The sequence below is a fragment of the Dermacoccus sp. GAS27A genome (assembly GCF_044909235.1).
In the GTDB taxonomy this organism is placed as follows: domain Bacteria; phylum Actinomycetota; class Actinomycetes; order Actinomycetales; family Dermatophilaceae; genus Dermacoccus; species Dermacoccus nishinomiyaensis.
This window is the reverse complement of the sequence record NZ_JBIYDW010000004.1, coordinates 195,582-218,614: the sequence shown is the minus strand read 5'-3', so window position 1 is coordinate 218,614 and position 23,033 is coordinate 195,582. Positions and strand designations below refer to the sequence as shown.

Annotated in this window: 22 protein-coding genes and 1 riboswitch; of the genes, 9 read left to right on the top strand and 13 right to left on the bottom strand. The window is 69.6% G+C overall.

The features are described from left to right. The first annotated feature begins 22 nt into the window (after positions 1-22). On the top strand, positions 23-2,857 hold the full coding sequence (gene cphA / locus ABH936_RS06080; RefSeq protein WP_404602835.1) for a cyanophycin synthetase: 2,835 nt from the start codon (positions 23-25) through the stop codon (positions 2,855-2,857). Between the two features lie 105 nt (positions 2,858-2,962). Here cphA and ABH936_RS06075 read toward each other — a convergent pair whose 3' ends face one another. The 3 genes from ABH936_RS06075 to fabG form a co-directional block, all read right to left on the bottom strand. Then, positions 2,963-4,840, bottom strand: a complete 1,878-nt coding sequence (locus ABH936_RS06075; protein ID WP_253184138.1) for a Mur ligase family protein — start codon at positions 4,838-4,840, stop codon at positions 2,963-2,965. A 72-nt stretch (positions 4,841-4,912) separates the two neighbouring features. Next, entirely contained in the window at positions 4,913-5,674 is a 762-nt protein-coding gene (gene fabI / locus ABH936_RS06070) for an enoyl-ACP reductase FabI (protein WP_074045305.1), read from the bottom strand. A gap of 68 nt (positions 5,675-5,742) precedes the next feature. Then, positions 5,743-6,486, bottom strand: coding sequence for a 3-oxoacyl-ACP reductase FabG (gene fabG / locus ABH936_RS06065; RefSeq protein ID WP_241724504.1), 744 nt, complete (start codon positions 6,484-6,486; stop codon positions 5,743-5,745). A 113-nt stretch (positions 6,487-6,599) separates the two neighbouring features. On the opposite strand from fabG, the gene ABH936_RS06060 reads away from it, so the two are divergent. The 4 genes from ABH936_RS06060 to ABH936_RS06045 all read left to right on the top strand — a co-directional run bounded on the left by ABH936_RS06060 (position 6,600) and on the right by ABH936_RS06045 (position 8,942). After that, on the top strand, positions 6,600-6,914 hold the full coding sequence (locus ABH936_RS06060) for a DUF3099 domain-containing protein (protein ID WP_006945365.1): 315 nt from the start codon (positions 6,600-6,602) through the stop codon (positions 6,912-6,914). After that, positions 6,889-7,155 (top strand): hypothetical protein, encoded by a 267-nt coding sequence (locus ABH936_RS06055; RefSeq protein WP_006945337.1) that lies wholly within the window; start codon positions 6,889-6,891, stop codon positions 7,153-7,155. Before ABH936_RS06060 ends, ABH936_RS06055 begins: the two co-directional genes overlap by 26 nt. Positions 7,156-7,201: 46 nt before the next feature. Further along, on the top strand, positions 7,202-8,104 hold the full coding sequence (locus tag ABH936_RS06050) for an SURF1 family protein (protein ID WP_241724503.1): 903 nt from the start codon (positions 7,202-7,204) through the stop codon (positions 8,102-8,104). A gap of 67 nt (positions 8,105-8,171) precedes the next feature. Continuing rightward, a complete protein-coding gene (locus tag ABH936_RS06045; RefSeq protein WP_404602834.1) occupies positions 8,172-8,942 on the top strand; it encodes an SDR family oxidoreductase in 771 nt (256 codons plus the stop codon). Positions 8,943-8,949: 7 nt separating this feature from the next. On the opposite strand, the gene ABH936_RS06040 is transcribed toward ABH936_RS06045, so the two are convergent. Continuing rightward, the gene (locus ABH936_RS06040; protein ID WP_404602833.1) at positions 8,950-10,812 is read right to left on the bottom strand and encodes an ABC transporter ATP-binding protein; all 1,863 of its coding nucleotides are present in this window, start codon (positions 10,810-10,812) and stop codon (positions 8,950-8,952) included. Positions 10,813-10,821: 9 nt separating this feature from the next. Continuing rightward, positions 10,822-12,420, bottom strand: a complete 1,599-nt coding sequence (locus ABH936_RS06035; RefSeq protein WP_404602832.1) for an ABC-F family ATP-binding cassette domain-containing protein — start codon at positions 12,418-12,420, stop codon at positions 10,822-10,824. 173 nt (positions 12,421-12,593) lie between these two features. Between ABH936_RS06035 and ABH936_RS06030 the strand changes: the two genes are divergently transcribed. Together ABH936_RS06030 and ABH936_RS06025 are read left to right on the top strand one after the other, a co-directional pair. Next, entirely contained in the window at positions 12,594-13,583 is a 990-nt protein-coding gene (locus ABH936_RS06030; RefSeq protein ID WP_136788385.1) for a neutral zinc metallopeptidase, read from the top strand. 115 nt (positions 13,584-13,698) lie between these two features. After that, a riboswitch (cyclic di-AMP (ydaO/yuaA leader) is annotated at positions 13,699-13,884 on the top strand. Between the two features lie 3 nt (positions 13,885-13,887). Beyond that, positions 13,888-14,364, top strand: coding sequence for a C40 family peptidase (locus ABH936_RS06025; RefSeq protein ID WP_083603764.1), 477 nt, complete (start codon positions 13,888-13,890; stop codon positions 14,362-14,364). A gap of 88 nt (positions 14,365-14,452) precedes the next feature. Here ABH936_RS06025 and ABH936_RS06020 read toward each other — a convergent pair whose 3' ends face one another. Genes ABH936_RS06020 through ABH936_RS05985 form a run of 8 tightly spaced genes read right to left on the bottom strand, consistent with a single transcriptional unit; the run spans position 14,453 to position 21,184 of the window. Beyond that, positions 14,453-14,788, bottom strand: a complete 336-nt coding sequence (locus tag ABH936_RS06020) for a metal-sulfur cluster assembly factor (protein ID WP_006945372.1) — start codon at positions 14,786-14,788, stop codon at positions 14,453-14,455. Next, complete coding sequence (gene sufU / locus ABH936_RS06015; RefSeq protein WP_115296209.1) at positions 14,785-15,294, bottom strand: Fe-S cluster assembly sulfur transfer protein SufU; 510 nt, start codon at positions 15,292-15,294, stop codon at positions 14,785-14,787. Before sufU ends, ABH936_RS06020 begins: the two co-directional genes overlap by 4 nt. A 1-nt stretch (position 15,295) precedes the next feature. Beyond that, positions 15,296-16,591: an aminotransferase class V-fold PLP-dependent enzyme gene (locus ABH936_RS06010; RefSeq protein ID WP_404602831.1), complete on the bottom strand. Its 1,296-nt coding sequence runs from the start codon at positions 16,589-16,591 to the stop codon at positions 15,296-15,298. 2 nt (positions 16,592-16,593) lie between these two features. After that, positions 16,594-17,370: a Fe-S cluster assembly ATPase SufC gene (sufC, locus tag ABH936_RS06005; protein ID WP_038568278.1), complete on the bottom strand. Its 777-nt coding sequence runs from the start codon at positions 17,368-17,370 to the stop codon at positions 16,594-16,596. A gap of 49 nt (positions 17,371-17,419) precedes the next feature. Continuing rightward, a complete protein-coding gene (locus tag ABH936_RS06000) occupies positions 17,420-17,746 on the bottom strand; it encodes a non-heme iron oxygenase ferredoxin subunit (RefSeq protein ID WP_038568280.1) in 327 nt (108 codons plus the stop codon). Continuing rightward, a complete protein-coding gene (gene sufD, locus ABH936_RS05995) occupies positions 17,743-18,954 on the bottom strand; it encodes a Fe-S cluster assembly protein SufD (RefSeq protein ID WP_239302981.1) in 1,212 nt (403 codons plus the stop codon). The genes ABH936_RS06000 and sufD overlap by 4 nt, the downstream gene beginning before the upstream one ends. Then, complete coding sequence (sufB, locus tag ABH936_RS05990) at positions 18,954-20,372, bottom strand: Fe-S cluster assembly protein SufB (protein ID WP_006945377.1); 1,419 nt, start codon at positions 20,370-20,372, stop codon at positions 18,954-18,956. The genes sufD and sufB overlap by 1 nt, the downstream gene beginning before the upstream one ends. Continuing rightward, positions 20,369-21,184 (bottom strand): helix-turn-helix transcriptional regulator, encoded by an 816-nt coding sequence (locus ABH936_RS05985; RefSeq protein ID WP_404602830.1) that lies wholly within the window; start codon positions 21,182-21,184, stop codon positions 20,369-20,371. The genes sufB and ABH936_RS05985 overlap by 4 nt, the downstream gene beginning before the upstream one ends. Positions 21,185-21,335: 151 nt before the next feature. Here ABH936_RS05985 and ABH936_RS05980 point away from each other — a divergent pair, with 151 nt between their 5' ends. After that, positions 21,336-22,079, top strand: a complete 744-nt coding sequence (locus ABH936_RS05980) for an ABC transporter ATP-binding protein (RefSeq protein WP_165583574.1) — start codon at positions 21,336-21,338, stop codon at positions 22,077-22,079. Further along, the gene (locus ABH936_RS05975) at positions 22,076-22,915 is read left to right on the top strand and encodes an ABC transporter permease (protein ID WP_165583573.1); all 840 of its coding nucleotides are present in this window, start codon (positions 22,076-22,078) and stop codon (positions 22,913-22,915) included. Before ABH936_RS05980 ends, ABH936_RS05975 begins: the two co-directional genes overlap by 4 nt. Positions 22,916-23,033 lie beyond the last annotated feature (118 nt).

The window sequence follows — 23,033 nt, the reverse complement described above, 5'->3', positions numbered from 1 at the left end:
GTTTCGAGGGGAAGAACAGAACATGACCGTCATCGACATCCCGCAGGCACCGGGCCCCATCGAGCCGTCGCTGCGCATCGTCAGCACGCGCGTCTACCGCGGCCCGAACGTGTGGTCCTACGACCCCGCGATCCACCTCGTCGTCGATCTCGGCGTGCTCGAGTACTACCCGACGCACGCGATCCCCGGCTTCGCGGATCGCCTCGTCGAACTCTTCCCCGGCCTGCAGCACCACTCGTGCTCGCGTGGCAAGGAGGGCGGCTTCGTCGAGCGCCTCCACGAGGGCACCTGGCTCGGCCACGTCGCCGAGCACCTCGCGCTGCAGCTGCAGCAGGAGGCCGGGCACGACGTGCGCCGCGGCAAGACGCGCGGAGTCAAGGGCGAGGAGGGGCGCTACAACGTCGTCTACGCCTACCTCGAGGAGAGCGTCGGCACTGCCGCCGGCCAGCTCGCCGTGCGCATCGTCAACCACGTCGTGCACCCCGAGGACGGCTTCGACGTCGAGGCCGCGCTCGAGACGTTCCACGCTCTCGTGCAGCGCCGCGCGTTCGGCCCGTCGACGCAGGCGATCATCGACGAGGCCGTCAGCCGCGACATCCCGTGGACGCGCCTCAACGGCGCCTCCCTCGTTCAGCTCGGCCAGGGCGTGCACGCCCAACGCATCCGCGCGACGATGACGAGCCGCACGTCGGCCCTCGCCGTCGACATTGCGTGCGACAAGAGCCTGACGCTCGACCTGCTCGGCTCGGCCGGGCTGCCGGTGCCGAAGTCGGAGGTCGTGCGCACGCGTGAGGGCGCGATCCAGGCGGCTCGCGAGATCGGCTTCCCCGTCGTCGTCAAGCCGCTCGACGGCAACCACGGCCGCGGCGTGTGCTTGGACCTCACCGACGACGAGGCCGTCAGCGAGGCCTACGACATCGCGATGGCGCAGAGCCGGCGCGGCGTGCTGCAGGTCGAGTCGTTCGTCACCGGCAAGGACTACCGCTGCCTCATCATCGACGGCAGGATGGCGGCCATCGCCGAACGCGTGCCCGCGCACGTCGTCGGTGACGGCGAGCACACCGTCGACGAGCTCATCGAACTGACGAACGCCGACCCGCGGCGCGGCTACGGGCACGAGAAGGTGCTGACGAAGATCAAGGTCGACGACGCCGCCCGCGACCTCGTCGCCGACCAGGGCTACGCGATGGACGCCGTCGTGCCCGAGGGCGAGACGGTGAAGCTCGCGCTGACGGGCAACATGTCGACCGGGGGCATCTCGATCGACCGCACCATGGACGCGCATCCCGACAATGTCGAGATCGCCGAGGAGGCCGCGCGCCTCATCGGCCTCGATGTCGCGGGCATCGACTTCATCTGCCCCGACATCACCGTCCCTGTACGTGAGACCGGCGGCGCGATCTGCGAGGTCAACGCCGCGCCCGGTTTCCGCATGCACACCCACCCGACGGTCGGTGAGCCGCAGTTCATCGCCAAGCCGGTCGTCGACCTGCTGTTCCCGCCCGGCTCGCCCTCGCGCGTTCCGATCGTCGCCGTCACCGGCACGAACGGCAAGACGACGACGTCGCGGATGCTCGCGCACATCATGAAGGGCCTCGGCAAGAAGGTCGGCATGACCTCGACCGACGGCATCGTCATCGACGAACGCCTGCTCATCACGCGTGATGCTTCCGGCCCCAAGTCGGCGAAGATGGTGCTGCAGAACCCGCGCGTCGACTTCGCGGTGCTCGAGGTGGCACGCGGCGGCATCCTGCGCGAGGGCCTCGGCTACGACCGCAACGACATCGCCGTCGTCACCAACATCCAGAGCGACCACCTCGGCATGCGCGGCATCAACTCGCTCGAAGATCTCGCGAACGTCAAGCAGGTCATCGTCGAGGCCGTCCCGCGCGACGGGTTCGCCGTCCTCAACGCCGACGACGAGTACGTGCGCCGCATGCGACGCGTGTGCCGCGGCACGATCGTGTGGTTCTCGATGGAGGCGCCCGGTAGTCGCGTGCGCCAGTTCATCGACGAGCGCTGCGTGCGTGGCGACCGCGCCGTCGTGCTCGAGCCGACGGACAAGGGCGAGATGATCGTCCTCAAGCAGGGCCGACGCTCCATGCAGCTCGCGTGGACGCACCTGCTGCCGAGCACGTTCAGCGGCGCCGCCCGCATGAACGTCGCCAACGCCCTCGCCGCGGCCGGCGCCGCGTTCGCCGCGGGTGCCCCGCTGCACGACATCCGCCAGGGGCTGCGCACGTTCACGACGAGCTACTACCTCTCCCCCGGCCGCCTCAACCGCATCGAGGTCGACCACGCCGAGGTGTTCGTCGATTACTGCCACAACCCGGCCGGTCTGCAGCTGCTCGGCGAGTTCGTCGACCGCTACGTCGCCGGCAAGAACAAGTCGACGCGCGTGCGGCGCACCGTCGTCGTCGGCGCCGCCGGAGATCGACGGGACCAGGACATCCGCGAGATGGGCGAACTGGCCGCGAAGTGGTTCGACCACGTCATCATCCGTGAGGACGACAACCTGCGGCGCCGCGCGCCCGGCGAGACCGCAGCCCTCGTCGCCGAAGGTGCCCAGCAGGCGATCGACTCGGGTGAGGCACGCGCCGCGAGCGTCGAGACGGTGCTCGACGAGCTCGAGGCGACACAGGTGGCGATCGACTCAGCGCGCGCCGGCGACCTCGTCGTCATCTGCGCCGACAAGCACGCCCGTGTCATGGCCGCGCTCGAGGACCTGACGCACCTCGCGACGCCCGGCGCCCACGCCGACGAGGCCGCTCACCCCGGCGACCCCGACTTCAGCCGCGACGCCGTGTTCGAGTCGCCCGAGGACGACGTGATCGACGAACTCCTGCCCAGCAGCTGACGCCGGCACACGACGAACCCCGGCCGCGATCCTGTGTGATCGCAGCCGGGGTTCGTCGTGTGGCGGGCGCTCGTCCGTGTTCCGGTCGCCTCGGCGAGCGTGCCGTCAGGGTGACTCGAGCAGTGCCTTGAGGCTCGTCGCCATGTCGCCGAAGACACTCGGTGACGTGTCGTGCGACGCCGCTCGTTCGAGCGCGTCGATGGCGATACGGACGTCGTCGCGTGCCTCGTCGGGCACCGAATCGATGGGGGCGTCGCCGCTGCCGCGAGCGGCCCGCACCTTGCGGCGGATCTCGCGTGGGCCGTCCGTCGTCGCGCCGTGCTCGAGCAGCCACGCGTGCAGTTCGGCCTGGTGGCTGTGCGTCATGACGGCGACGACGTCACCGTCGTGGGCAACGTCGAGCAAGCCACGCAGACCGTCGAGTTCGGTCTCGTGGCTCGCCTCCGCGTGCGCGCCCACATGCGACAGCCCATCGCGCAGGTGCTTCTCGAGGTCCTCCATCGTGCGACCGCGCAGGTAGTGCTCCTTGTGCACGACGTGGACGACGTCGGCGCCGCGCCCGGCGAGTTCGCCGAGGGCGACGAGGATCTCGTCGCTGCGATCGCCGCCGGTGCCGAGGCCGAGCAGCAGCCGCGAGCCGGGCGCGACGAGGCCGCGGCCGACGTCGAGCAGGGCCTCGAGGCCACCTTCGTTGTGCGCCATGTCGATGATCACGCTCGCTTGCTGATCTGCCCCGAGCGGGAGGCTGTAGACGTTCATGCGCCCCGGGTTGAGCGTCGCGTCGGGCGCGAAGGTCTTGAGGCCCTGGACGACGGCGCTGCGCGGCAGGCCAAGCGCGAGCGCCCCCGCTGCTCCCGCGAGCGCGTTGGCGACGTTGTGGCGCGACAGCCCGGCGAGCGTCATCGGTACGTCGTCGAGGCTGACGAGCATGTCGATGCCGCCGTCCTCGATGCACGCGATGAAGCCGTCGATGACGGTGAACGCCTTGCCGCGCGCCGCGCGCACCTCGCGGATGCAGGGGGCGTTGGGGTCGAGAGTGAACGCGACGAGCTGGGCGGGGGTGCCGACGCGCATCGCCCACACGCGCGGGTCGTCCCCGTTGAGCACGCACCAGCCGGAGGGTCGCGTCACCTTCGTGATGATCGCCTTGACCTCGGCGAGCTGGTCGACGGTGTTGATGCCGCCGCTGCCGAGGTGGTCGGACGTGACGTTCGTGACGACGCTGACGTCGTTGTACGGCACGCCCATGCCGCGGTTGAGCAACCCGCCGCGCGCGGTCTCGAGCACCGCGACCTCGAGCCCCGGCGTCGCGAGGACGGCCTGTGCGCCGGCCGGGCCGGAGTAGTCGCCGTGCTCGATGTGCTCACCCATGACGAGGACGCCGTCCGTCGAGCTCCACGCCGTCGTGCGCCCGGCCGTCATCGCGATGTGCGCGACGAGGCGCGTCGTCGTCGTCTTGCCGTTCGTGCCGGTGATCGAGATGACGGGGACGCGCGGCCGCGGCAGCGTCTCGCGCGGTCCCTGCTCGGCGTCTCTCACGTCGGCGGCGGCGCGCACACAGGCGCCGTTCGCGCGCTCGGTGTCGAGCAGATCGTCGAGGGCACGCGCGATGGCGCGCCCCAGTGCACGGCCACGTTCGCGCCGGTTCCACGGGAAGGCGACGACGTACTCGCCCGGCTCCTCCCCGTGGCGCACGCGCACGCCAAGACGGCCCGTGCCGCTCAGTTGAGCGATCTGACGCGTCACGACCTCCGCGAGGCGCATGACGCACCGGTCGCGCACGGGCCCGCCTGGTTCGCCGATCTTTGGGCGGCGGGAATCGAGGGCCCGAAACGCAGCGGAGACTGTCTCCTCGGGGGCCGCGCACCACGCCCCCAGGTCGAGGGTCGTCTTGATCGCCTGACGGGTGAAGTAGAGGTTGGGGCCATCGAGAACACGGTTGCCGAGCAACTCGACTCGCGCGTGCGCCGGTTCAGGAGTCATGGGCGAAAGCGTAGGCGTCCGGCGAGCGGGGCGCACCCACGGGACACGGGTTGGACGAGGCCGGCCCTGGTCCTACTGCCCCATCGCGTGCACCCCGCCGTCGACGTGGACGATCTCGCCGGTGGTCGCCGGGAACCAGTCGGACAGTAGCGCCGCGCAGGCGCGCGCGGCGGGCACCGGGTCGCCGACGTTCCACCCGAGCGGCGCGCGCTCGTCCCAGGTCTGCTCGAACTGCTCGAAGCCCGGGATGGACTTCGCGGCGGTCGTACGGATCGGGCCGGCAGCGACGAGGTTGCTGCGCAGCCCCTTGGGGCCGAGGTCGCGCGCGAGGTAGCGGTTGGTCGACTCGAACGCCGCCTTGGCGACGCCCATCCAGTCGTAGACGGGCCAGGCGAACTTCGCGTCGAACGTCAGCCCGACGATCGCGCCCCCCGGCGACATGAGGGGTTCGCAGGCGGCGGCGAGGGCCTTGAGCGAGTACGCGGACGCGTGCAGCGCCGTCGAGACGTCCTCCCACGTCGCGCTCATGAAGTCGAACGCGCCCTGGGGCGCGAAGCCGATCGAGTGCAGCACGCCGTCGAGTTCGCCGACGAGGGGGCGCAGACGCTCGGCGAGCGTGTCGAGGTGCTCGGTGTTCGTCACGTCGAGTTCGACGACCTCGACGGGTTGCGGCAGGCGCCGACTGATCGTCTGGGTGATCTTCATCGTGCGCCCGAAGCTCGTGAGGACGACGTGCGCGCCCTCCTCCTGCGCGATGCGCGCGACGTGGAACGCGATCGAGGAGTCCATGAGGACACCGGTGATGAGGAGCTTCTTGCCTTCGAGCAGACCCATGGCCGGCCTTTCGTGATGGTGCGGAAGTGGGGGCGTGCGTGCGCGGGCGACTGGCGGGTGGCCGCCGGTCAGTGACCCATGCCGAGGCCACCGTCGACGGGGATGACGGCGCCGTTGATGTAGGCCGAGTCGTCGGAGGCGAGGAACGCGACGGCCGCGGCGACCTCGTCGGGCTGCGCGAACCGACCCGCCGGGATCGTCGCCTTGTACGCCGCCTGACGCTCGTCGGGCAGTGCGGCCGTCATGTCGGTCTCGATGAAGCCGGGCGCGACGACGTTCGCGGTGATGCCGCGCCCGCCGAGCTCACGCGCGATGGAGCGGGCGAGGCCGACGAGCCCGGCCTTCGACGCGCTGTAGTTGGTCTGGCCCGCGGAGCCGAACAGGCCGACGACGCTGGAGACGAAGATGATGCGCCCGCCCTTGCGCCGGATCATGCCCGTCGACGCCGCACGAGCGCAGCGGAAGGCGCCGGCGAGGTTGGTGTCGACGACGTTCTCGAAGGAGTCGTCGCTCATGCGCATGAGCAGGCCGTCGTCGGTGATACCGGCGTTGGCGACGACGACCTCGATCGGCCCGCCGGTGATCTGCGCGGCCTTCGCGAACGCCGCGTCGACCGATTCGGAGTTCGTCACGTCACCCGTGACGGCCGGGATGCCCTCGACGTCTTCACCGGAGCGCGACATGATGACGACGGCGTCCCCCTGCGCCTGGAAGCGTCGCGCGATGGCGAGCCCGATGCCGCGGTTGCCCCCGGTGACGAGGACGGTGCGGCGGCGCGACGGGGCGCTGGTGGTCTCGGGCGAGGTGGTCATGCGGACCTTCCGGGATGAGGCGGTGTGTTCTTCGTCGCACGCTATCGACTACCCCCGGGTAGACCAATCCGGGGCGTTTCGGGCGAGCCGGGGCCCTCGAATACAGTGAGGCCATGGCGGATCAGGGGCAGCGACGGCTCTCGGCCACGAGCCTGCCCGAATCGGCGCAGGACGATCAGCGCCGCCGCATTCGCGGCTATCTCATCTCGATGGGCATCAGGACGGTGTGCTTCATCGCCGCCGTCCTCACCTGGTCACCCCTTCGCCCTCTCAGCCTCGTGTTCTTCGCCCTCGCCGCGATCCTGCCGTACGTCGCCGTCGTCTTCGCGAACGCGACGGGCAAGCGTCGCATCGACACGATGGGCGCCGTCACACCACCACCGGTGCCACACAAGGAGATCCATGGATCTGCGCGCGAACCTCGCTGATTCCGCCCCCGGTGACGAACCCGGCACCGCATTTCCGGCGCTGCGCTGCAGCGCGAAGGGCTGCCGCGCCGAGGCAACCTGGGCGCTGCGCTGGAACAACCCCACGCTGCACACGCCCGAGCGGCGCAAGGTGTGGCTCGCCTGCGACGAGCACGAGCCGACACTGCGCGAGTTCCTGTCGATGCGCGGTTTCCACCGCGACACCGTGCGGCCGGCCGAGCTGCGCGCCACCGACGGCTGAGGCGGCCGCTCACGCGACGTTCAGCGCCCGTCGATAGGCTGGTGCGGTGCTGAGACTTCTCACGACCCGACGTTGGCTGACCTGGCTCCTCGTGGCCACGTTGTGGGCGACGTTGTGCGTCATTGCCGGGTTCTGGCAGTGGGGGCGCTGGGAGGACAAGAGCACGATCCAGAACCGCATCGACGCCAACTATGACGCGACCCCCACCCCGATGAGCCGCGAGCTGAGCACCTCGCGGGCGCCGGCGAAGTCGGACGAGTGGAAGCAGGTCACCGGGCGCGGCCACTACGTCGGCGAACCACTCTTGGTGCGCAACCGCCCCGGCCCCGGCGGCGATTTCGGATACGAGACGCTCGGCGTGTTCGAGGTCGACGGGATGAAGGTCGTCGTCGACCGCGGGTGGGTCGCGAACGGCGAGACCGCGGCGCGCCCCGCGTCGATCCCGCAGGCACCGAAGGGCGAGGTGACGCTGACGGGCTGGGTCCGCCCGAGCGAGAAGTCGTTGGGCCGCGCCGAGGTGAACGGTCAGGTCTCATCGATCTCCGTCGCAGACGTGGAGCGTGCCACCGGCGCGACGCTCGCGCAGGGGTACGTCCGAATGCGTTCGGAGAAGCTGGCCGACGGCTCGACACCGCCGCGGCCCGCCGCGCTCGACCGGCCGTCGCAGGGTTCCGCGGCCGGCATCAACCTCAGCTACGCGCTGCAGTGGTGGCTCGGTGCGATCGCCGGGTATGCCTTCGTCCTGCTGCGTGCACGCCGTGAGTACCTGGACTCGCTGGAGTTGGCGGACGAGGCACCGGTGGCGCATGACACCGAGGCAGGCGGTGACAGCGCCTCGGCGACAGGTTTCACAGAGACCGGATCCACGACACCCGTGCGCCCGACGAAGAAGCCCGCGAAGAAACCCCGCCCGCGCAAGCAGCGCATCTGGGACGAGGAGGACGCCTGAGCGCGTCCCCTTCACGAGGGGCGGGCGGCGTGTTCCGCACACGCGCCGGACGTGCCACGATGGTGACATGGATTGTGGACTGAACGGCCGTAGCTACATCGTCACGGGTGCCTCGTCGGGCCTGGGCTTCGCGAGCGCGCAGGCGCTGGCCGCTGACGGTGCCGACCTCGTCATCGCCTCCCGCGATCAGGAGCGCATCGACGACGCCGCGGCGCGGCTCGACTCGCCCGCGGGGGTGCGCGCCGTCGTCGCCGACCTCGCGGACGAGTCTGCTGCGCAGCGACTCGTCGCCACGGCGCAGGAAGCCTACGGACGCCTCGACGGCGCCGTCATCTCCGTCGGCGGCCCGCCCGCCGGCCGCCTCGAGGACACGAGCGAACAGCAGTGGCGTGACGCGTTCGAGAGCGTCTTCCTCGGTGGGCTGCGCATGGCCCGCGCCGTGCTCGACACGCCCTTCGACCCCGCCTCGGGCATGGCGGTGACGCTCGTGCTGTCGTCGTCTGTGAAGTCGCCCATCCCGGGCCTCGCCATCTCCAACGGGCTGCGTCCAGGCCTCGCGATGGCGGCCAAGACCCTCGCCGACGAGTACGGCCCGCGCGGCGGGCGCGTCAACGTCCTGCTGCCGGGGCGCATCGACACCGACCGCGTCAAGAGCCTCGACGCCGGTACGGGAGATGCGGAGGCGTCGAAGGCGGAAGCCGAGGCGGGCATCCCACTGGGGCGTTACGGCACGCCGGAGGAGTTCGGCCGCGTCGCCGCGTTCGTCACGAGCCCGGCCGCGTCCTACCTCACGGGCATCGCGATCCCCGTCGACGGCGGGGCGCTGCGCACGCTCTGAAGCGCGCTCAGTCCTCCTTGAACTGGGTCGCGTGCAGCTGGGCGTAGAGCCCACCGGTGGCGAGCAGCTCCCGGTGCGTGCCGGTCTGCACGACGCGGCCGGCCTCGAGGACCACGATGACGTCTGCGTCGCGCACGGTCGAGAGGCTGTGGGCGATGACGAACGACGTCCGCCCGACGAGCGCGTTCGCGAGTGCCGCCTGCACCGCGGCTTCTGACTCGCTGTCGAGGTGCGCGGTCGCCTCGTCGAGGATGACGACGTCGGGCGCCTTGAGCAGCAGCCGTGCGATGGCGAGGCGCTGCTTCTCCCCGCCGGAGAGGCGGTGTCCGCGATCGCCGACGACGGTGTCGAGCCCGAGCGGCAGCCGCTCGACGAGGCTCCACACGTGCGCGGCACGGAGGGCGCTCTCCAGGTCGTCGTCGGTGCTGTCGGGACGGGCGTAGAGGAGGTTGGCGCGCACGGTGTCGTGGAACATGTGCGCCTCCTGCGTCACGACGCCGATGCGGTCGCGGACGGAGGCGAGGCTCGCCTCGCGCAGGTCGAGCCCGCCGACGCGCACGGCACCGGACGTGGGGTCGAACAGACGCGGCACGAGGTTCGTCAGCGTCGTCTTGCCTGCGCCACTGGGCCCGACGAGCGCGACGAGCGCCCCGGCGGGCACGTCGAGGTCGATGCCGCGCAGCACGTCCTCTCCCCCGCGTCTGTCCCCCGTCACGTTCGCCTCGAGGGATTCGAGCGAGACGACGTCGGCGTCCGGGTAGGCGAAGGTGACGTCGTCGAACCTCACGCCCAGTGGCCCGTCAGGAAGCGCCCGGGCGGAGGGTGATTCGCGCACGAGCGGTTCGAGATCGAGCACCTCGAATACGCGCTCGAACGAGACCATCGCGGCCATGACGTCGACGCGGACGTTCGACAGCGCCGTCAGTGGTGCGTAGAGGCGCCCGAGCAGCGCTGCGAGCGCGAGCAGGGTGCCGACCGTCATCGCGCCGTCGACCGCGAGCACCCCGCCGAGGCCGTAGACGAGCGCGGTCGCGAGGGAGGCCATGAGGGTGAGCGCGACGAGGAACATGCTGCGTTGCGCGGCGATCGAGACACCGATGTCGCGCACGCGTGCGGCGCGGGCGTCGTACTGCGCCGATTCCTCGTCCGGGCGCCCGAAGAGCTTGACGAGCAGCGCACCCGCGACGTTGAACCGCTCCGTCATCCGCGCGCCGAGTTCGGCGTTCAACGTCATCTGCTCGCGCGTCAGACCGGCCAGGCGGCGGCCGAGGAAGCGCGTCGGCAGCAGGAACAACGGCACGAGGACGAGGGCGGCCAGCGTCAGCTGCCATGACAAGGACGTCATCGCGACGAGCAGCACGACGAGGCTCACGGCATTGCTGACGACCGTCGACAACGTCGTCGTGAACGCCTGCTGCGCACCGACGACGTCAGAGTTGATGCGCGTGACGAGGGCACCCGTCTGCGCCCGCGTGAAGAACGCGATGGGTTGGGCGAGCACGTGGCGGAACACGTCGGCGCGCAGGTCGAAGATGAGACCCTCGCCGAGGCGCGCCGACAGCCAGCGCTGCGTGATCGTGACGCCCGCGCTGAGCACGGCGACGAGCGCGACGGCGAGTGAGAGCCACACGACGACGTCGCGATGTCGCGGCACGACACCGTCGTCGATGATGTGCTTGAGCAGCAGCGGTGACGCGACGACCATGACGGCGTCGAGCACGACGAGGACGAGGAACGCCGCGATCGTGCGGCGATAGCCGCGGGCGTAGCCCGCCACGCGGCGCACCGTGCCGGGGGCGAGACGCTGATCCTTGACGCTCGAGTCGCGTGACATCGAGCGCATCATCTGCCAGCCGGCGCCCATGGACATGTGAGCTCCTCAGGCCAGCGAGATGAGGTCGGCGTAGTCGGGGCCCCACAGATCCTCGACGCCATCGGGCAGCAGCAGGATACGTTCGGGTTCGAGAGCCTCGACGGCGCCGTCGTCGTGGCTGACGAGGACGACCGCGCCCTCGTAGCCGCGCAGCGCGCCCAGGATCTCCTCGCGGCTGGCCGGGTCGAGGTTGTTCGTCGGTTCGTCGAGCAGCAGGACGTTGGCCGCGGACACGACGAGCAGCGCGAGCGACAGGCGCGTCTTCTCACCACCGGAGAGCACGCCGGCTGGCTTCTCGACGTCGTCGCCGGAGAACAGGAACGAGCCGAGCACCTTGCGCACCTCGGTCTCGCCGAGATCGGGCGCGGCGGACTTCATGTTGTCGAGGACGCTGCGCTCGACGTCGAGGTTCTCGTGCTCCTGCGCGTAGTAGCCGATCTTCAGCCCGTGGCCGGCGATGATCCGGCCCGTGTCGGGTGCGTCGACGCCGGCGAGCATCCGCAGCAGCGTCGTCTTGCCCGCACCGTTGAGGCCGAGGACGACGACCTTCGAGCCGCGGTCGATGGCGAGGTCGACGTCGGTGAAGATCTCGAGCGATCCGTACGAGCGCGAGAGCCCCTCGGCCATGAGCGGCGTCTTGCCGCACGGCGACGGCTTCGGGAAGCGCAGCTTCGCGACCTTGTCCTGCTGACGCTCGCCCTCGAGGCTGCCGAGCAGGCGCTCGGCGCGCTTGGCCATGTTCTGCGCCGCGGTCGCCTTCGACGCCTTCGCGCGCATCTTGTCGGCCTGCGCCATGAGCGCTCCGGCCTTCTTCTCCGCGTTCTGACGCTCGCGCTTGCGACGCTTCTCGTCCTGCTCACGCGCCTGCAGGTAGGCCTTCCAGCCGACGTTGTACTGGTCGAGCTCGGCGCGGTTGGCGTCGAGGTGGAAGACCTTGGTGACGACGGCGTCGAGCAGTTCGACGTCGTGGCTGATGACGATGAGCCCGCCCTTGTACGCCTTGAGGTAGTCGCGCAGCCAATGGATCGAGTCGGCGTCGAGGTGGTTGGTCGGCTCGTCGAGCAGCAGCGTCTGCGCGCCGGAGAACAGGATGCGCGCGAGTTCGATGCGGCGTCGCTGACCACCCGAGAGCGTGCGCAGCGGCTGGGTGAGGATGCGCTCGTCGAGGGCGAGGCTGCTCGCGATCGACGAGGCCTCCGACTCCGAGGCGTACCCGCCGGCGGCGGTGAACTCGGCGTCGAGGCGCGTGTAGCGCTTCATCGCCTTCTCGCGCACGGCGTCGTCCTCGGAGGCCATGTTCGTCTCGGCGGTGCGCAGGTCGCGCGCGATGGCGTCAAGGCCGCGCGCGGACAGGATGCGGTCGCGGGCGAGGACATCGAGGTCGCCGGTGCGTGGATCCTGCGGCAGGTAGCCGAACTCGCCGGAGGTGACGACGCGTCCCGCTGCGGGGATGCCGTCTCCCGCGAGCACCTTCGTCAGCGTCGTCTTGCCGGCTCCGTTACGCCCGACGAGGCCGACGCGGTCGCCCGGAGCGACACGGAACGTCGCGTTCTCGAGCAGGATGCGCGAGCCGGCGCGCAGTTCGATGCCTTCGGCGGTGATCACGGGTGAAATCGCTCCTTCAGGGGCGGCAGGTGCGTCGAGGTGGGCCGACGGCGGTGTGGGGCGGCGTCGGGACGCGCAGCGGCGAGGGCGCTGCGGCGGGAAGCCAACCCACGTATTCTACGAGAGATGGTGGGAGGCGGACGCAGCGTCCGCCTCGACAGACGGAGGCTCTCTTGACGTTCAACGACAACGCGCAGCTCGACACCTCGCAGGTGACCTCGGGCGGCTCAGGTGGCTTCGGTGGCGGAGGCGGTGGCATGGGCGGGGGCCCGGTCGTCGGCGGCATCGGCGGTCTCATCCTCATGCTCATCTTCGCTCTTTTCGGCGGAAACCTCACCGGCGGGCCGGACAGTTCGGGCGGCGGCAGCACCGGCTCATCGGGCAGTTCGTACGGCTCAGGCCTCAACGGCTATGCCCAGGACACGCAGGACGTGTCGGGTTCGAATGACTCCGTCGCGCAGGCGATCGAGCAGTGCAAGACGGGTGCGGACGCCAACCGTGACGACACCTGCCGCATCGTCGGCACCGTCAACGCGGTGCAGGACTACTGGGGCAGCGCGCTGCCGAAGTTCACGAACGGCCGGACGCAGTACGAGAACGTCCCGACCGTGATCTTCAGCGGGCAGACGTCCTCGGGCTGCGGTACGGCCAGCTCGCAGATGGGCCCGTTCTACTGCCCGACCGACCGCAAGGTCTACATCGACGCCGCCTTCTTCCAAGAACTGACGAACAAGTACGGTGCCGATGGCGGCGCCCTGGCGAAGGAGTACGTCGTGGCCCACGAGTACGGCCACCACGTGCAGGACCTGCTCGGTGCGCTCGGCCGCGCACAGCAGGATCCGAAGGGTGCCGAATCGGGTTCGGTGCGTACCGAACTGCAGGCCGACTGCTACGCCGGCATCTGGGTCGCCCACGCGACGGAGTCGAAGGACAAGAACGGCAACACGCTGCTCAAGCCGGTCACCGACGACGACATCAAGTCAGCGCTGTCCGCGGCGTCGGCCGTCGGTGACGACCGCATCCAGCAGAAGGCCCAGGGTCGCGTCACGCCGGAGAGCTGGACGCACGGTTCGTCGGAGGCTCGGCAGAAGTGGTTCATGACCGGCTACGAGAAGGGCGACCTCAACTCGTGTGACACGTTCAACGTCGACAGCGTCGAGTGAGGTCGTGAAAACGCTCGGACGGGTCGGAAAATTGACGAAAAGTGATTGCACGCTCAATTTGTTCCGACCGTGAGCCGACGGTAATCTTGCAGGGCCGCACCGACGTCGGTGCGGCCCTGCTTCGTCGCTGAGTCCCGTCACGAAGGCCAGGTATCACCGCATTGCGCGGAGCGACGGGAGCGGTGCACCCAGCATCCGAGCCACCTTGGTGGCTCTTGGGGTGAAGCCGGCTCAGGCCGGCCGAGAATCTAGGATCTCGAACCCGACAGGTCATGCCTCGTAAGCGCTCCTGGAGAGATCCGATATGAAGAACATGTCCCGCCGCTCGTTCCTGGGCAACACGTCCAAGGTCGCCGTCGGCACCGCCCTCGCCACCTCCGCGCTGGGCGCGGTCTCGGTCGGTACCGCCTCGTCCGCCAGCGCCTCCGTCACCTCCGCGAGCGCGCGCCGCGTCGTCTCCAGCGCCTCGTCCCGACGCGGCGCCCCCTACGTCTACGGTGCGGCCGGCCCGTGGCGCTTCGACTGCTCGGGTCTGACGAGCTGGAGCTACCGCCAGGTCGGTCGCTCGATCCCCCGCACGGCCAACCAGCAGTACCGTGCCTCGTACCGCGTCTCGCGCGCTTCGGCTCGCCCGGGTGACCTTGCGTTCCTCACCTCCGGTGGCTACGCCTACCACGCGGCCGTCTACGCCGGCAACGGCATGGTCTGGCACGCACCGCGACCCGGCTCTCGTGTGCAGCTCGCGCGCGCCGGTTCCTCCTACCGCTTCGGCCGCGTCTGATCTGTTCGATCCTGACGTACGCCGCACAGCGCGACGAAGCCCGCCACCTCCATCGAGGTGGCGGGCTTCGTCGTACGGTAGCGGTGGCTCAGACGTTGAATCCGAGGGCGCGCAGCTGCTCGCGGCCGTCGTCGGTGATCTTGTCCGGGCCCCACGGCGGCATCCAGACCCAGTTGAGGGAGTGGCCGGCGACGACGTCCATGAGCGCCGTCGCGACCTGCTCCTCGATGACGTCGGTCAGCGGGCACGCCGCGGACGTCAGGGTCATGTCGATGACGGCGTGCTTGGAGTCGTCGACGGTGATGCCGTAGACGAGGCCGAGGTCGACGACGTTGATGCCGAGCTCGGGGTCGACGACGTCGCGCAGGGCCTCCTTGACGTCCTCGACGTCCGACTCGACGGGCGGGGTGGTTGTCTCGCTCATGCCGTGATCTCCTTGTCGCTGCTGGCGGTGGTGTCGCTGTTCGTGCTGTTCGCGGCGCTCCCGGCGAGGTCGAGGCCGAGCTTGCCGAGCGAATCCTGCAGGGCCGACCACGACAGCAGCGCGCACTTGACGCGCGCCGGGTACTGCGAGACCCCGGCGAGCGCGATCGCGTCACCGATGACCTCTTCGTCGCCGGCGTCCTTGCCCTTGCTCGTCAGCATGCTGCGCGTCGCGCCGAAGACCTCCTGCGCGTCGCGCAGCGTGTGCCCGACGAGGTTGTCGGCGAGCATCGACGCGGACGCGACCGAGATCGAGCAACCGATCGAGTCGTAGCTGACGTCCCTGATGACGGCGTCGTCACCCTCGCCCTCGACGTCGACGCGCAGAGTGATCTCGTCGCCGCACGAGGTGTTGACGTGGTGGCTCTCTGCCCCGAACGGCTCGCGCAGCCCCGCGTGCTGCGGGTGCTTGGAGTGATCGAGGATGAGTTCCTGGTACAGATCCATCTCAGACCTCCAGTCCGAAGATGCTCGGCACGCGATCGAGCGCCGCGAAGAACGCGTCGATCTCCTCGCGGGTCGAGTACACGTTGAAGCTGATGCGGCTGCTCGCGACGGCCTTGAGACGCCGGTGCAGCGGCCACGCGCAGTGGTGGCCGGTGCGGATGGCGACCCCGGCGTCGTCGACGATCTGGCCGACGTCGTGCGGGTGCACCTCGTCGACGGTGAACGCGACGGCGCCCGTGCGGGAAGCGGCATCGAGGGGGCCGAGGACGGTGGTCCACGGCCGGGCCTCGAAGCCCTCGAGCGCGTAGGTGATGAGATCCTGCTCGTGCGCGAAGACGTTCGCCATCCCGAGCGCGTCGAGGTAGTCGCACGCTGCGGCGAGACCGATGGCCTGTGCCGCATTCGGCGTGCCCGCCTCGAAGCGCTGCGGTGCGGGCGCGTATGTCGAGCCTTCGAGGCGGACGATCTCGATCATCGAACCGCCGGTGAGGAACGGCGGCATGGCGTTGAGCGTCGTGTTCTTCGCCCACAGCACGCCGATGCCGGTGGGGCCGAGCATCTTGTGGCCGGAGAAGGCGAGGAAGTCAACGTCGAGCTCGCGCACGTCAACCGGCATGTGCGGCACCGACTGGCACGCGTCGAGCACGACCCACGCACCGACCTCACGGGCGATCGCGCTGATCTCGTCGACGGGGTTGATCGTGCCGAGCACGTTCGACACGTGCGAGAACGCGACGATCTTCGTCTTCTCGCCGACGGTCGCCCGCATCGAGTCGAGGTCGATGCGGCCGTCGTCGGTGATCTCGCACCAGCGCAGCGTGGCGCCCGTGCGGCGCGCGAGCTCCTGCCACGGCACGAGGTTGGCGTGATGCTCCATCGGCGTGATGACGATCTCGTCACCCGGGCCGATGCGCAGCCGCTCGGCCAGCTCCGGGTCGACGCCGTCGAGCGCGCCGTCGAAACCTGCGTTGCTGAAGGCGTACGCGACGAGGTTGAGCGCCTCCGTCGCGTTCTTCGTGAACACGATCTCGTCGGCCTCACCACCGATGAAGCCGGAGATCGTGGCACGAGCCGCCTCGTAGGCATCCGTCGCCGCCTCCGACAACTGGTGCGCACCGCGGTGCACCGCGGCGTTCACCGTCCGGTAGAAATCACCCTCGGCCGTGATGACGGCTTCGGGGCTCTGCGACGTCGCGCCGGAGTCGAGGTAGACGAGCGGCTTGCCGTCGCGGACGCGGCGCGCGAGCACGGGAAAATCCTCTCGCACGCGCGCCGCGTCGAACGAAACATCAGTCATGATCAGGCCTTGACCTCGCTGCCGACCGCCGCGTTGACGTACCGGTCGTAGCCCTCGGCCTCGAGACGGTCGGCCAGCTCGGGGCCACCCTCCTCGGCGACGCGGCCGTTCACGAACACGTGCACGTGGTCGGGCTTGATGTAGCGCAGGATGCGCGTGTAGTGCGTGATGAGCAGGACGCCACAGTTCGTCTCCGCCTTGGCGCGGTTCACGCCTTCGGAGACGATGCGCAGCGCGTCGACGTCGAGGCCGGAGTCGGTCTCGTCGAGGATCGCCATCTTCGGCTTGAGCAGCTCCATCTGGAGGATCTCGTGGCGCTTCTTCTCGCCACCGGAGAAGCCCTCGTTGACGTTGCGGTCGGCGAACGCCGGATCCATCTTGAGGTTGCCCATGGCGTCCTTGACGTCCTTGACCCACGTGCGCAGCTTCGGCGCCTCGCCGTCGACGGCCGTCTTCGCGGTGCGCAGGAAGTTGGAGACGGTGACGCCGGGAACCTCGACGGGGTACTGCATCGCGAGGAAGACGCCGGCGCGGGCGCGCTCGTCGACGTCCATCGCGAGAACGTCCTCGCCGTCGAGCGTCACGGTGCCCGAGGTGATCGTGTACTTCGGGTGACCCGCGATCGAGTACGCGAGGGTCGACTTGCCGGATCCGTTCGGGCCCATGATGGCGTGCGTCTCCCCCGAGTTGATCGTCAGGTTGACGCCCTTGAGGATCTCCTTCGTCCCGTTCTCCGTCTCGACGGTGACGTGGAGGTCGCGAATCTCAAGCGTAGACATGGTGTTTCGTCCTTCGTTCGAAAAGTTGGTGGGTGCGCCGGCGCCAGGCTCAGGCGGGGATGCCGACGAACACGGCCGAGCCGTCGATCTTCGTCGGGTAGACGTTGACGGGCTGCATCGCGGGAAGGCTCATCGGCTTGCCCGTCTCATAGTTGAACTTCGAGCCGTGCAACCAGCACTCGATGCCGTCGTCGTCGACCTCACCCTCGGACAGGGAGACGGCCGCGTGCGTGCACGTGTCGTCGAGCGCGTGGATGACGCCGTTCGAGTCCTTCGCGAGGCAGATGATGAGGTCGTCGACGTCGACCTTGATCGCGCCGGGCTGCGGGATCTCCTCGACGCTCGCAAGGTTGACCCACTCGACGTTCTCACTCATGCCTGCTCCTCGACGATCTCCTGCGTCGCTGCGAGCTCGGCCTCGATGGCCTCCATGAGCGGGTCGACGACCTCGGGGACACCGATCTTGTTGATGATGTCCGCGAAGAAGCCACGCACGACGAGACGACGCGCCTCGGCCTCGGGGATGCCGCGTGCTTGCAGGTAGAACAGCTGCTCGTCGTCGAAACGGCCCGTCGAGCTCGCGTGGCCGGCGCCCTCGATCTCGCCGGTCTCGATCTCGAGGTTCGGCACGGAGTCGGCACGGGCGCCGTCCGTCAGGACGAGGTTGCGGTTGAGCTCGTACGTCTCGATGCCCTCGGCCTCGGCGCGGATCAGCACGTCACCGACCCAGACGGTACGGGCCGTCTCGCCCTGCAGTGCGCCCTTGTACGTGACGAGGGAGGTGCAGCGCGGCGCGTTGTGGTCGACGAACGAGCGGTGCTCGAGGTGCTGACCGGCGTCGGAGAAGTAGACGCCGAGCAGCGTCGCCTCGCCGCCGGGGCCCGCGTAGCGGACGTTCGAGTTCATGCGGACGATGGCGCCACCGAGCGTCACCGCGATGTGGCGGTAGGACGCGTCACGACCGACGAGGGCCGTGTGATCGGCGAGGTGCAGCGCGTCGTCGTCCCAGCGTTGGACGGAGACGAGCGTGAGGTCGGCGCCGTCCTCGGTGATGATCTCGACGTTGGCCGTCACCTGCGCGGAGCCGGTGTGATCGAGGATGACGAGAGCCTTCGAGTGGTGCTTGGCCTCGATGACGACATGGCCGTTGGCGCGCTTGTCGGCGCCCTCACCGTGGATCGTCAGGCGCGCCGGCTGCGTCAGCTCCGCCTCGGCGGGGATGACGAGGTGGCTCGCGTCCTGCGTCAGCGCGTGCGCGAGCACCGACGCGCGGTCGCCCGGCGTCAGGACCGTGCCGCGCGGGGCCTCGCCGATCGCGAGCGTGCCGGTCTCGAAACCCTCACCCTCGATCGTGACGGTGAGCGCGTCGTCGTCCGTGACCTTCTCGGCCAGCAGCGGCGAGAGGCGGTCGACGGGGGTGAAGCGCCACTCCTCCTCGCGCCCGCTCGGCACGCCGAAGTCGGCGACGTCGAACGACTTCTTGCGCTCGGCGCGAGACTGGTCGGGCACGAACCCGCCGTCGGTGTGCTGGCCTGCGAGGGTGGCCTGGGAGGTCTTGCCCAGTTCAGAGATCTCGGCGGTCATCAGCCGACGGCTCCTTCCATCTGGAGTTCGATGAGACGGTTGAGTTCGAGCGCGTATTCCATCGGCAGCTCGCGGGCGATCGGCTCGACGAAGCCGCGGACGATCATCGCCATCGCTTCTTCCTCGGACAGGCCGCGGCTGCGCAGGTAGAACAGCTGGTCCTCGGACACCTTCGAGACGGTCGCCTCGTGGCCCATCTGCACGTCGTCCTCACGGACGTCGACGTAGGGGTAGGTGTCGGAGCGGGAGATCTGGTCGACGAGCAGCGCGTCGCAGACGACGGAGCTCTTCGAGTGTTCGGCGCCCTCGAGCACCTGCACGAGACCGCGGTACGACGTACGGCCACCGCCACGGGCTACGGACTTCGACACGATCGTCGAGCTCGTGTTCGGGGCGGCGTGCACCATCTTGGCGCCGGCGTCCTGGTGCTGGCCCTCGCCGGCGAACGCGATCGACAGCGTCTCGCCGCGCGCGTGCTCGCCCATGAGGAAGACGGCCGGGTACTTCATCGTCACCTTGGAACCGATGTTGCCGTCGATCCACTCCATCGTCGCGCCCTCCTCGCAGGTGGCGCGCTTCGTGACGAGGTTGTAGACGTTGTTCGACCAGTTCTGGATCGTCGTGTAGCGCACGCGTGCGTTCTTCTTCACGACGATCTCGACGACGGCCGAGTGAAGCGAGTCGGTCTTGTAGATCGGCGCGGTGCAGCCCTCGACGTAGTGAACGTACGAGCCCTCGTCGGCGATGATGAGCGTGCGCTCGAACTGGCCCATGTTCTCCGTGTTGATGCGGAAGTAGGCCTGCAGCGGGATGTCGACGTGGACACCCTTCGGCACGTAGATGAACGAGCCACCCGACCACACGGCCGTGTTGAGCGCGGCGAACTTGTTGTCACCGGCGGGGATGACGGTGCCGAAGTACTCGCGGAAGAGTTCCTCGTGCTCACGCAGGCCCGTGTCGGTGTCGACGAAGATGACGCCCTTCTCCTCCAGGTCCTCACGGATCTGGTGGTATACGACCTCAGACTCGTACTGCGCGGCGACGCCCGCGATGAGGCGCTGCTTCTCAGCCTCCGGGATGCCGAGCTTGTCGTACGTGTTCTTGATGTCCTCGGGAAGCTCGTCCCACGTCGTGGCCTGCTTCTCCGTCGACTTCACGAAGTACTTGATGTTCTGGAAGTCGATGCCCGTGAGGTCGCTGCCCCAGTTCGGCATCGGCTTCTTCTCGAAGAGGCCGAGCGACTTCATGCGCAGCTTCTTCATCCACTCCGGCTCGTTCTTGCGGTCCGAGATGTCCGCGACGATGTCGGGGTTGAGGCCACGCTTCGCGGATGCGCCGGCGGTGTCGGTGTCCGCCCATCCGTACTCGTAGCGGCCGAGGTCGGCAAGACCCGGGTTGAGCTCTTCGATGGTGCTCATCGCTGCTCCTTCTTCTGGTGGGCGTCGGTCTGGTCTGGGGTGTCGAGGTGGCGGCTTACGCCGGGCGCGGCGTGCGGTCCTGGCGGGCCGGCGTCCTGCACTCGTGGCACGGCGGGCGTCGGGATGAACGTCGTGCAGACGTGGTCACCGTGCGCGAGGGAGGCCAGGCGCTGCACGTGCACGCCCAGGACCTCGGAGAACGCGGCACGCTCGGCCTCGCAGAACTCGGGGTGGCTCGCCGCGACGTGCTGCACCGGGCAGTGCCCCTGGCACAGCTGTACGCCGGCGAGCGGGGTTCCCTCCGCGACGGGACGCGTCGAGGCGGCAAAGCCCTGACGGGACAGGGCACGTGCGAGGGCGTCGGCGCGGGCGTCGGGGTCGTCACCGGCGGCCTCGACGGCGGGACGGACGCTGTGGGCCAACTCGCGGGCGCGTTCCTGCGCGACGGCAACGAGTGCCTGCTCTCCCCCGAGCTCGATGAGGTGCTCGATGACCTGCGAGGCGAGAGCGTCGTAGCCGTCGGGCATCGCGCCGTGGCCGGCTTCGGTGAGGACGTAGGCGCGCGCAGGGCGACCGCGCCGGCGTGCACCTGTCGTCGGGGCCTCGCGTTCGGCGATGAGGCCGTCAGCGAGCAGAGCGTCGAGATGACGGCGCATGGCCGCGGGCGTGAGGTTCAACCGCTGCCCCAGCTCGGCCGCCGTCACGGGGCCGTGCTCGGAGACGGCCGTACGGACGCGTTCGCGGGTCGAGGTGGCCGGTGCCGTTGCGTTCGAGGCCGCCTGCTGCGTGCTCACGTTCGTGGGCGTGTTCATGGTCGACCTCCTTCGCGTGAACGGCTCACACCTAAATTAACAACACCAATGTTGCGTAATTCCCTCGGAGAGTGAAACTGAGGTTCACCTCACCTCGACGCGGGAGTCGACGCGCCCGGGCCCGGCGCCGGGTCGCGCGTAGACTTCACGGGTGCCGAAACTGCCCGCAAGCCCCGACGACGGCGCCGCGACGGCTGCCGTCGACATCCGCGACGTCACGCACGCCTACTCCGGCAACCCCGCCCTGCGCGGGCTGTCGTGGAGCGCTCCCGCCGGTCGAGTCACGGCCGTTCTCGGCCGCAACGGCGCGGGCAAGACGAGCGTCATCGAGATGGCCGAGGGGCTGCGGCGCCCCGATTCGGGCAGCATCCAGGTGCTCGGGGTCGAACCGTGGAACGCCGATGCCGATCATCGCGCGCGCGTCGGTGTCATGCTGCAGGACGGCGGGCTGCCGATGGGAACCAAGCCGATGGCGCTGCTGCGTCACCTCGCGTCGTTCTACCGCGCCCCCCGCGACGTCGACGAGCTCGCCGCGCGCCTGGAGATCCCGTCGTTCAACCGCACGAGCGTGCGACGCCTGTCGGGCGGCCAGCGCCAGCGGGTCGCACTCGCGGCGGCGATGGTGGGGCAGCCCGACCTGCTGTTCCTCGACGAACCCACCGCCGGCCTCGACCCGCACGCCCGCCGCGAGGTGTGGGCGATCATCAGCGACGAACGCGACCGCGGCGCGAGCGTCGTCGTCACGACGCATTCGTTCGAGGAGGCTGAACGCCTCGCCGACCACGTCGTCATCATGAACGCGGGAACGTGCGTGGCGCAGGGCACGCTGGATGCGGTCACCCACGGGCGTGACCTCGAGGACGTCTACTTCGACCTGACGGAGGCCGCGCGATGACCCGCCCCGATTCGACCCCGGCGACGTCGGCGTCCTCGACGACATCGATGGCCGAGGTGCCCTCCAAGCGCTCGATGGCTGCTGACGCAACGACCCGGGCGGTTGCGCCCGGCCGACGGATGCGCGCCCAGGCGGCGTTCGAGGGCCGCACGTTGCTCGCGAACGGCGAGCAGCTGCTCGTATCCTTGCTGCTCCCGGCGATTGCCCTGCTCGGACTGCACTTCGCCTCGACGCCGGATCTCGGCCCGGGGCGCCGGATCGACCTCGCGACGCCGGGCGTCCTCGCGCTCGCCGTGGTGTCGACGGCGTTCACCGGCCAGGCCATCGCGACGGGCTTCGACCGACGCTACGGCGTCCTGCGCCTGCTCGGTGTGACGCCCCTCGGCAGCCGCGGCTTGCTCGTCGCCAAGGCGGTGGCGGTCGCCGGTGTCGTCGCGGTGCAGACGCTCGTCCTCGGCGGGCTCGGGCTCGTGCTCGGCTGGCACCCGCACTGGGTGGGCGTGCCGCTCGCCATCGTGTTCCTGCTGCTCGGGTGCTGGGTGTTCGTCGCGCTCGCTCTCGTCGTCGCGGGCCGGATCCGCGCCGAGGGTGTCCTCGTCGTCGCAAACCTGCTGTGGGTCCTGCTCGCCGTCGGCGGTGGCCTGCTGCTCGCGACCACGCAGTACCTATCGTGGTGGGAGCCGATCGCGCGCTTCCTGCCCACCGGCGCGCTCGGCGACGGTCTGCGCTCGGCGCTCACCGGCTCGGGAGCGCTGGCGCTCCCCCTCGTCGTGCTCGTCATCTGGGGTGCTGTGCTGACGTTCGCCGCGTCGCGGTTGTTCCGCTGGTCCGACTGAAATTTTCCCTGCTGCGTGGCAAGCGAGCCTGTGCCTAGCGCCCACGTGGCTCCGGCAGGTGGTGACGAAGGTCCCCCGCCCCAGGCGCGCCCGGGCGTCCGATCTGTGATGGGCGCCC

Excerpts from the sequence above, each read along its gene's own strand:
- ABH936_RS06010 (WP_404602831.1), bottom strand. The coding sequence starts at position 16,591 with ATGACTGATGTTTCGTTCGACGCGGCGCGCGTGCGAGAGGATTTTCCC.
- ABH936_RS06075 (WP_253184138.1), bottom strand. The coding sequence starts at position 4,840 with ATGACTCCTGAACCGGCGCACGCGCGAGTCGAGTTGCTCGGCAACCGT.
- sufU (WP_115296209.1), bottom strand. The coding sequence starts at position 15,294 with ATGGATCTGTACCAGGAACTCATCCTCGATCACTCCAAGCACCCGCAG.
- ABH936_RS05985 (WP_404602830.1), bottom strand. The coding sequence starts at position 21,184 with ATGAACACGCCCACGAACGTGAGCACGCAGCAGGCGGCCTCGAACGCA.
- ABH936_RS06045 (WP_404602834.1), top strand. The coding sequence starts at position 8,172 with ATGGATTGTGGACTGAACGGCCGTAGCTACATCGTCACGGGTGCCTCG.
- ABH936_RS05975 (WP_165583573.1), top strand. The coding sequence starts at position 22,076 with ATGACCCGCCCCGATTCGACCCCGGCGACGTCGGCGTCCTCGACGACA.
- ABH936_RS06020 (WP_006945372.1), bottom strand. The coding sequence starts at position 14,788 with ATGAGCGAGACAACCACCCCGCCCGTCGAGTCGGACGTCGAGGACGTC.
- ABH936_RS06060 (WP_006945365.1), top strand. The coding sequence starts at position 6,600 with ATGGCGGATCAGGGGCAGCGACGGCTCTCGGCCACGAGCCTGCCCGAA.
- sufD (WP_239302981.1), bottom strand. The coding sequence starts at position 18,954 with ATGACCGCCGAGATCTCTGAACTGGGCAAGACCTCCCAGGCCACCCTC.
- ABH936_RS06040 (WP_404602833.1), bottom strand. The coding sequence starts at position 10,812 with ATGTCCATGGGCGCCGGCTGGCAGATGATGCGCTCGATGTCACGCGAC.
- fabG (WP_241724504.1), bottom strand. The coding sequence starts at position 6,486 with ATGACCACCTCGCCCGAGACCACCAGCGCCCCGTCGCGCCGCCGCACC.
- cphA (WP_404602835.1), top strand. The coding sequence starts at position 23 with ATGACCGTCATCGACATCCCGCAGGCACCGGGCCCCATCGAGCCGTCG.
- ABH936_RS06055 (WP_006945337.1), top strand. The coding sequence starts at position 6,889 with ATGGATCTGCGCGCGAACCTCGCTGATTCCGCCCCCGGTGACGAACCC.
- sufC (WP_038568278.1), bottom strand. The coding sequence starts at position 17,370 with ATGTCTACGCTTGAGATTCGCGACCTCCACGTCACCGTCGAGACGGAG.
- fabI (WP_074045305.1), bottom strand. The coding sequence starts at position 5,674 with ATGGGTCTGCTCGAAGGCAAGAAGCTCCTCATCACCGGTGTCCTCATG.
- sufB (WP_006945377.1), bottom strand. The coding sequence starts at position 20,372 with ATGAGCACCATCGAAGAGCTCAACCCGGGTCTTGCCGACCTCGGCCGC.
- ABH936_RS06025 (WP_083603764.1), top strand. The coding sequence starts at position 13,888 with ATGAAGAACATGTCCCGCCGCTCGTTCCTGGGCAACACGTCCAAGGTC.
- ABH936_RS06000 (WP_038568280.1), bottom strand. The coding sequence starts at position 17,746 with ATGAGTGAGAACGTCGAGTGGGTCAACCTTGCGAGCGTCGAGGAGATC.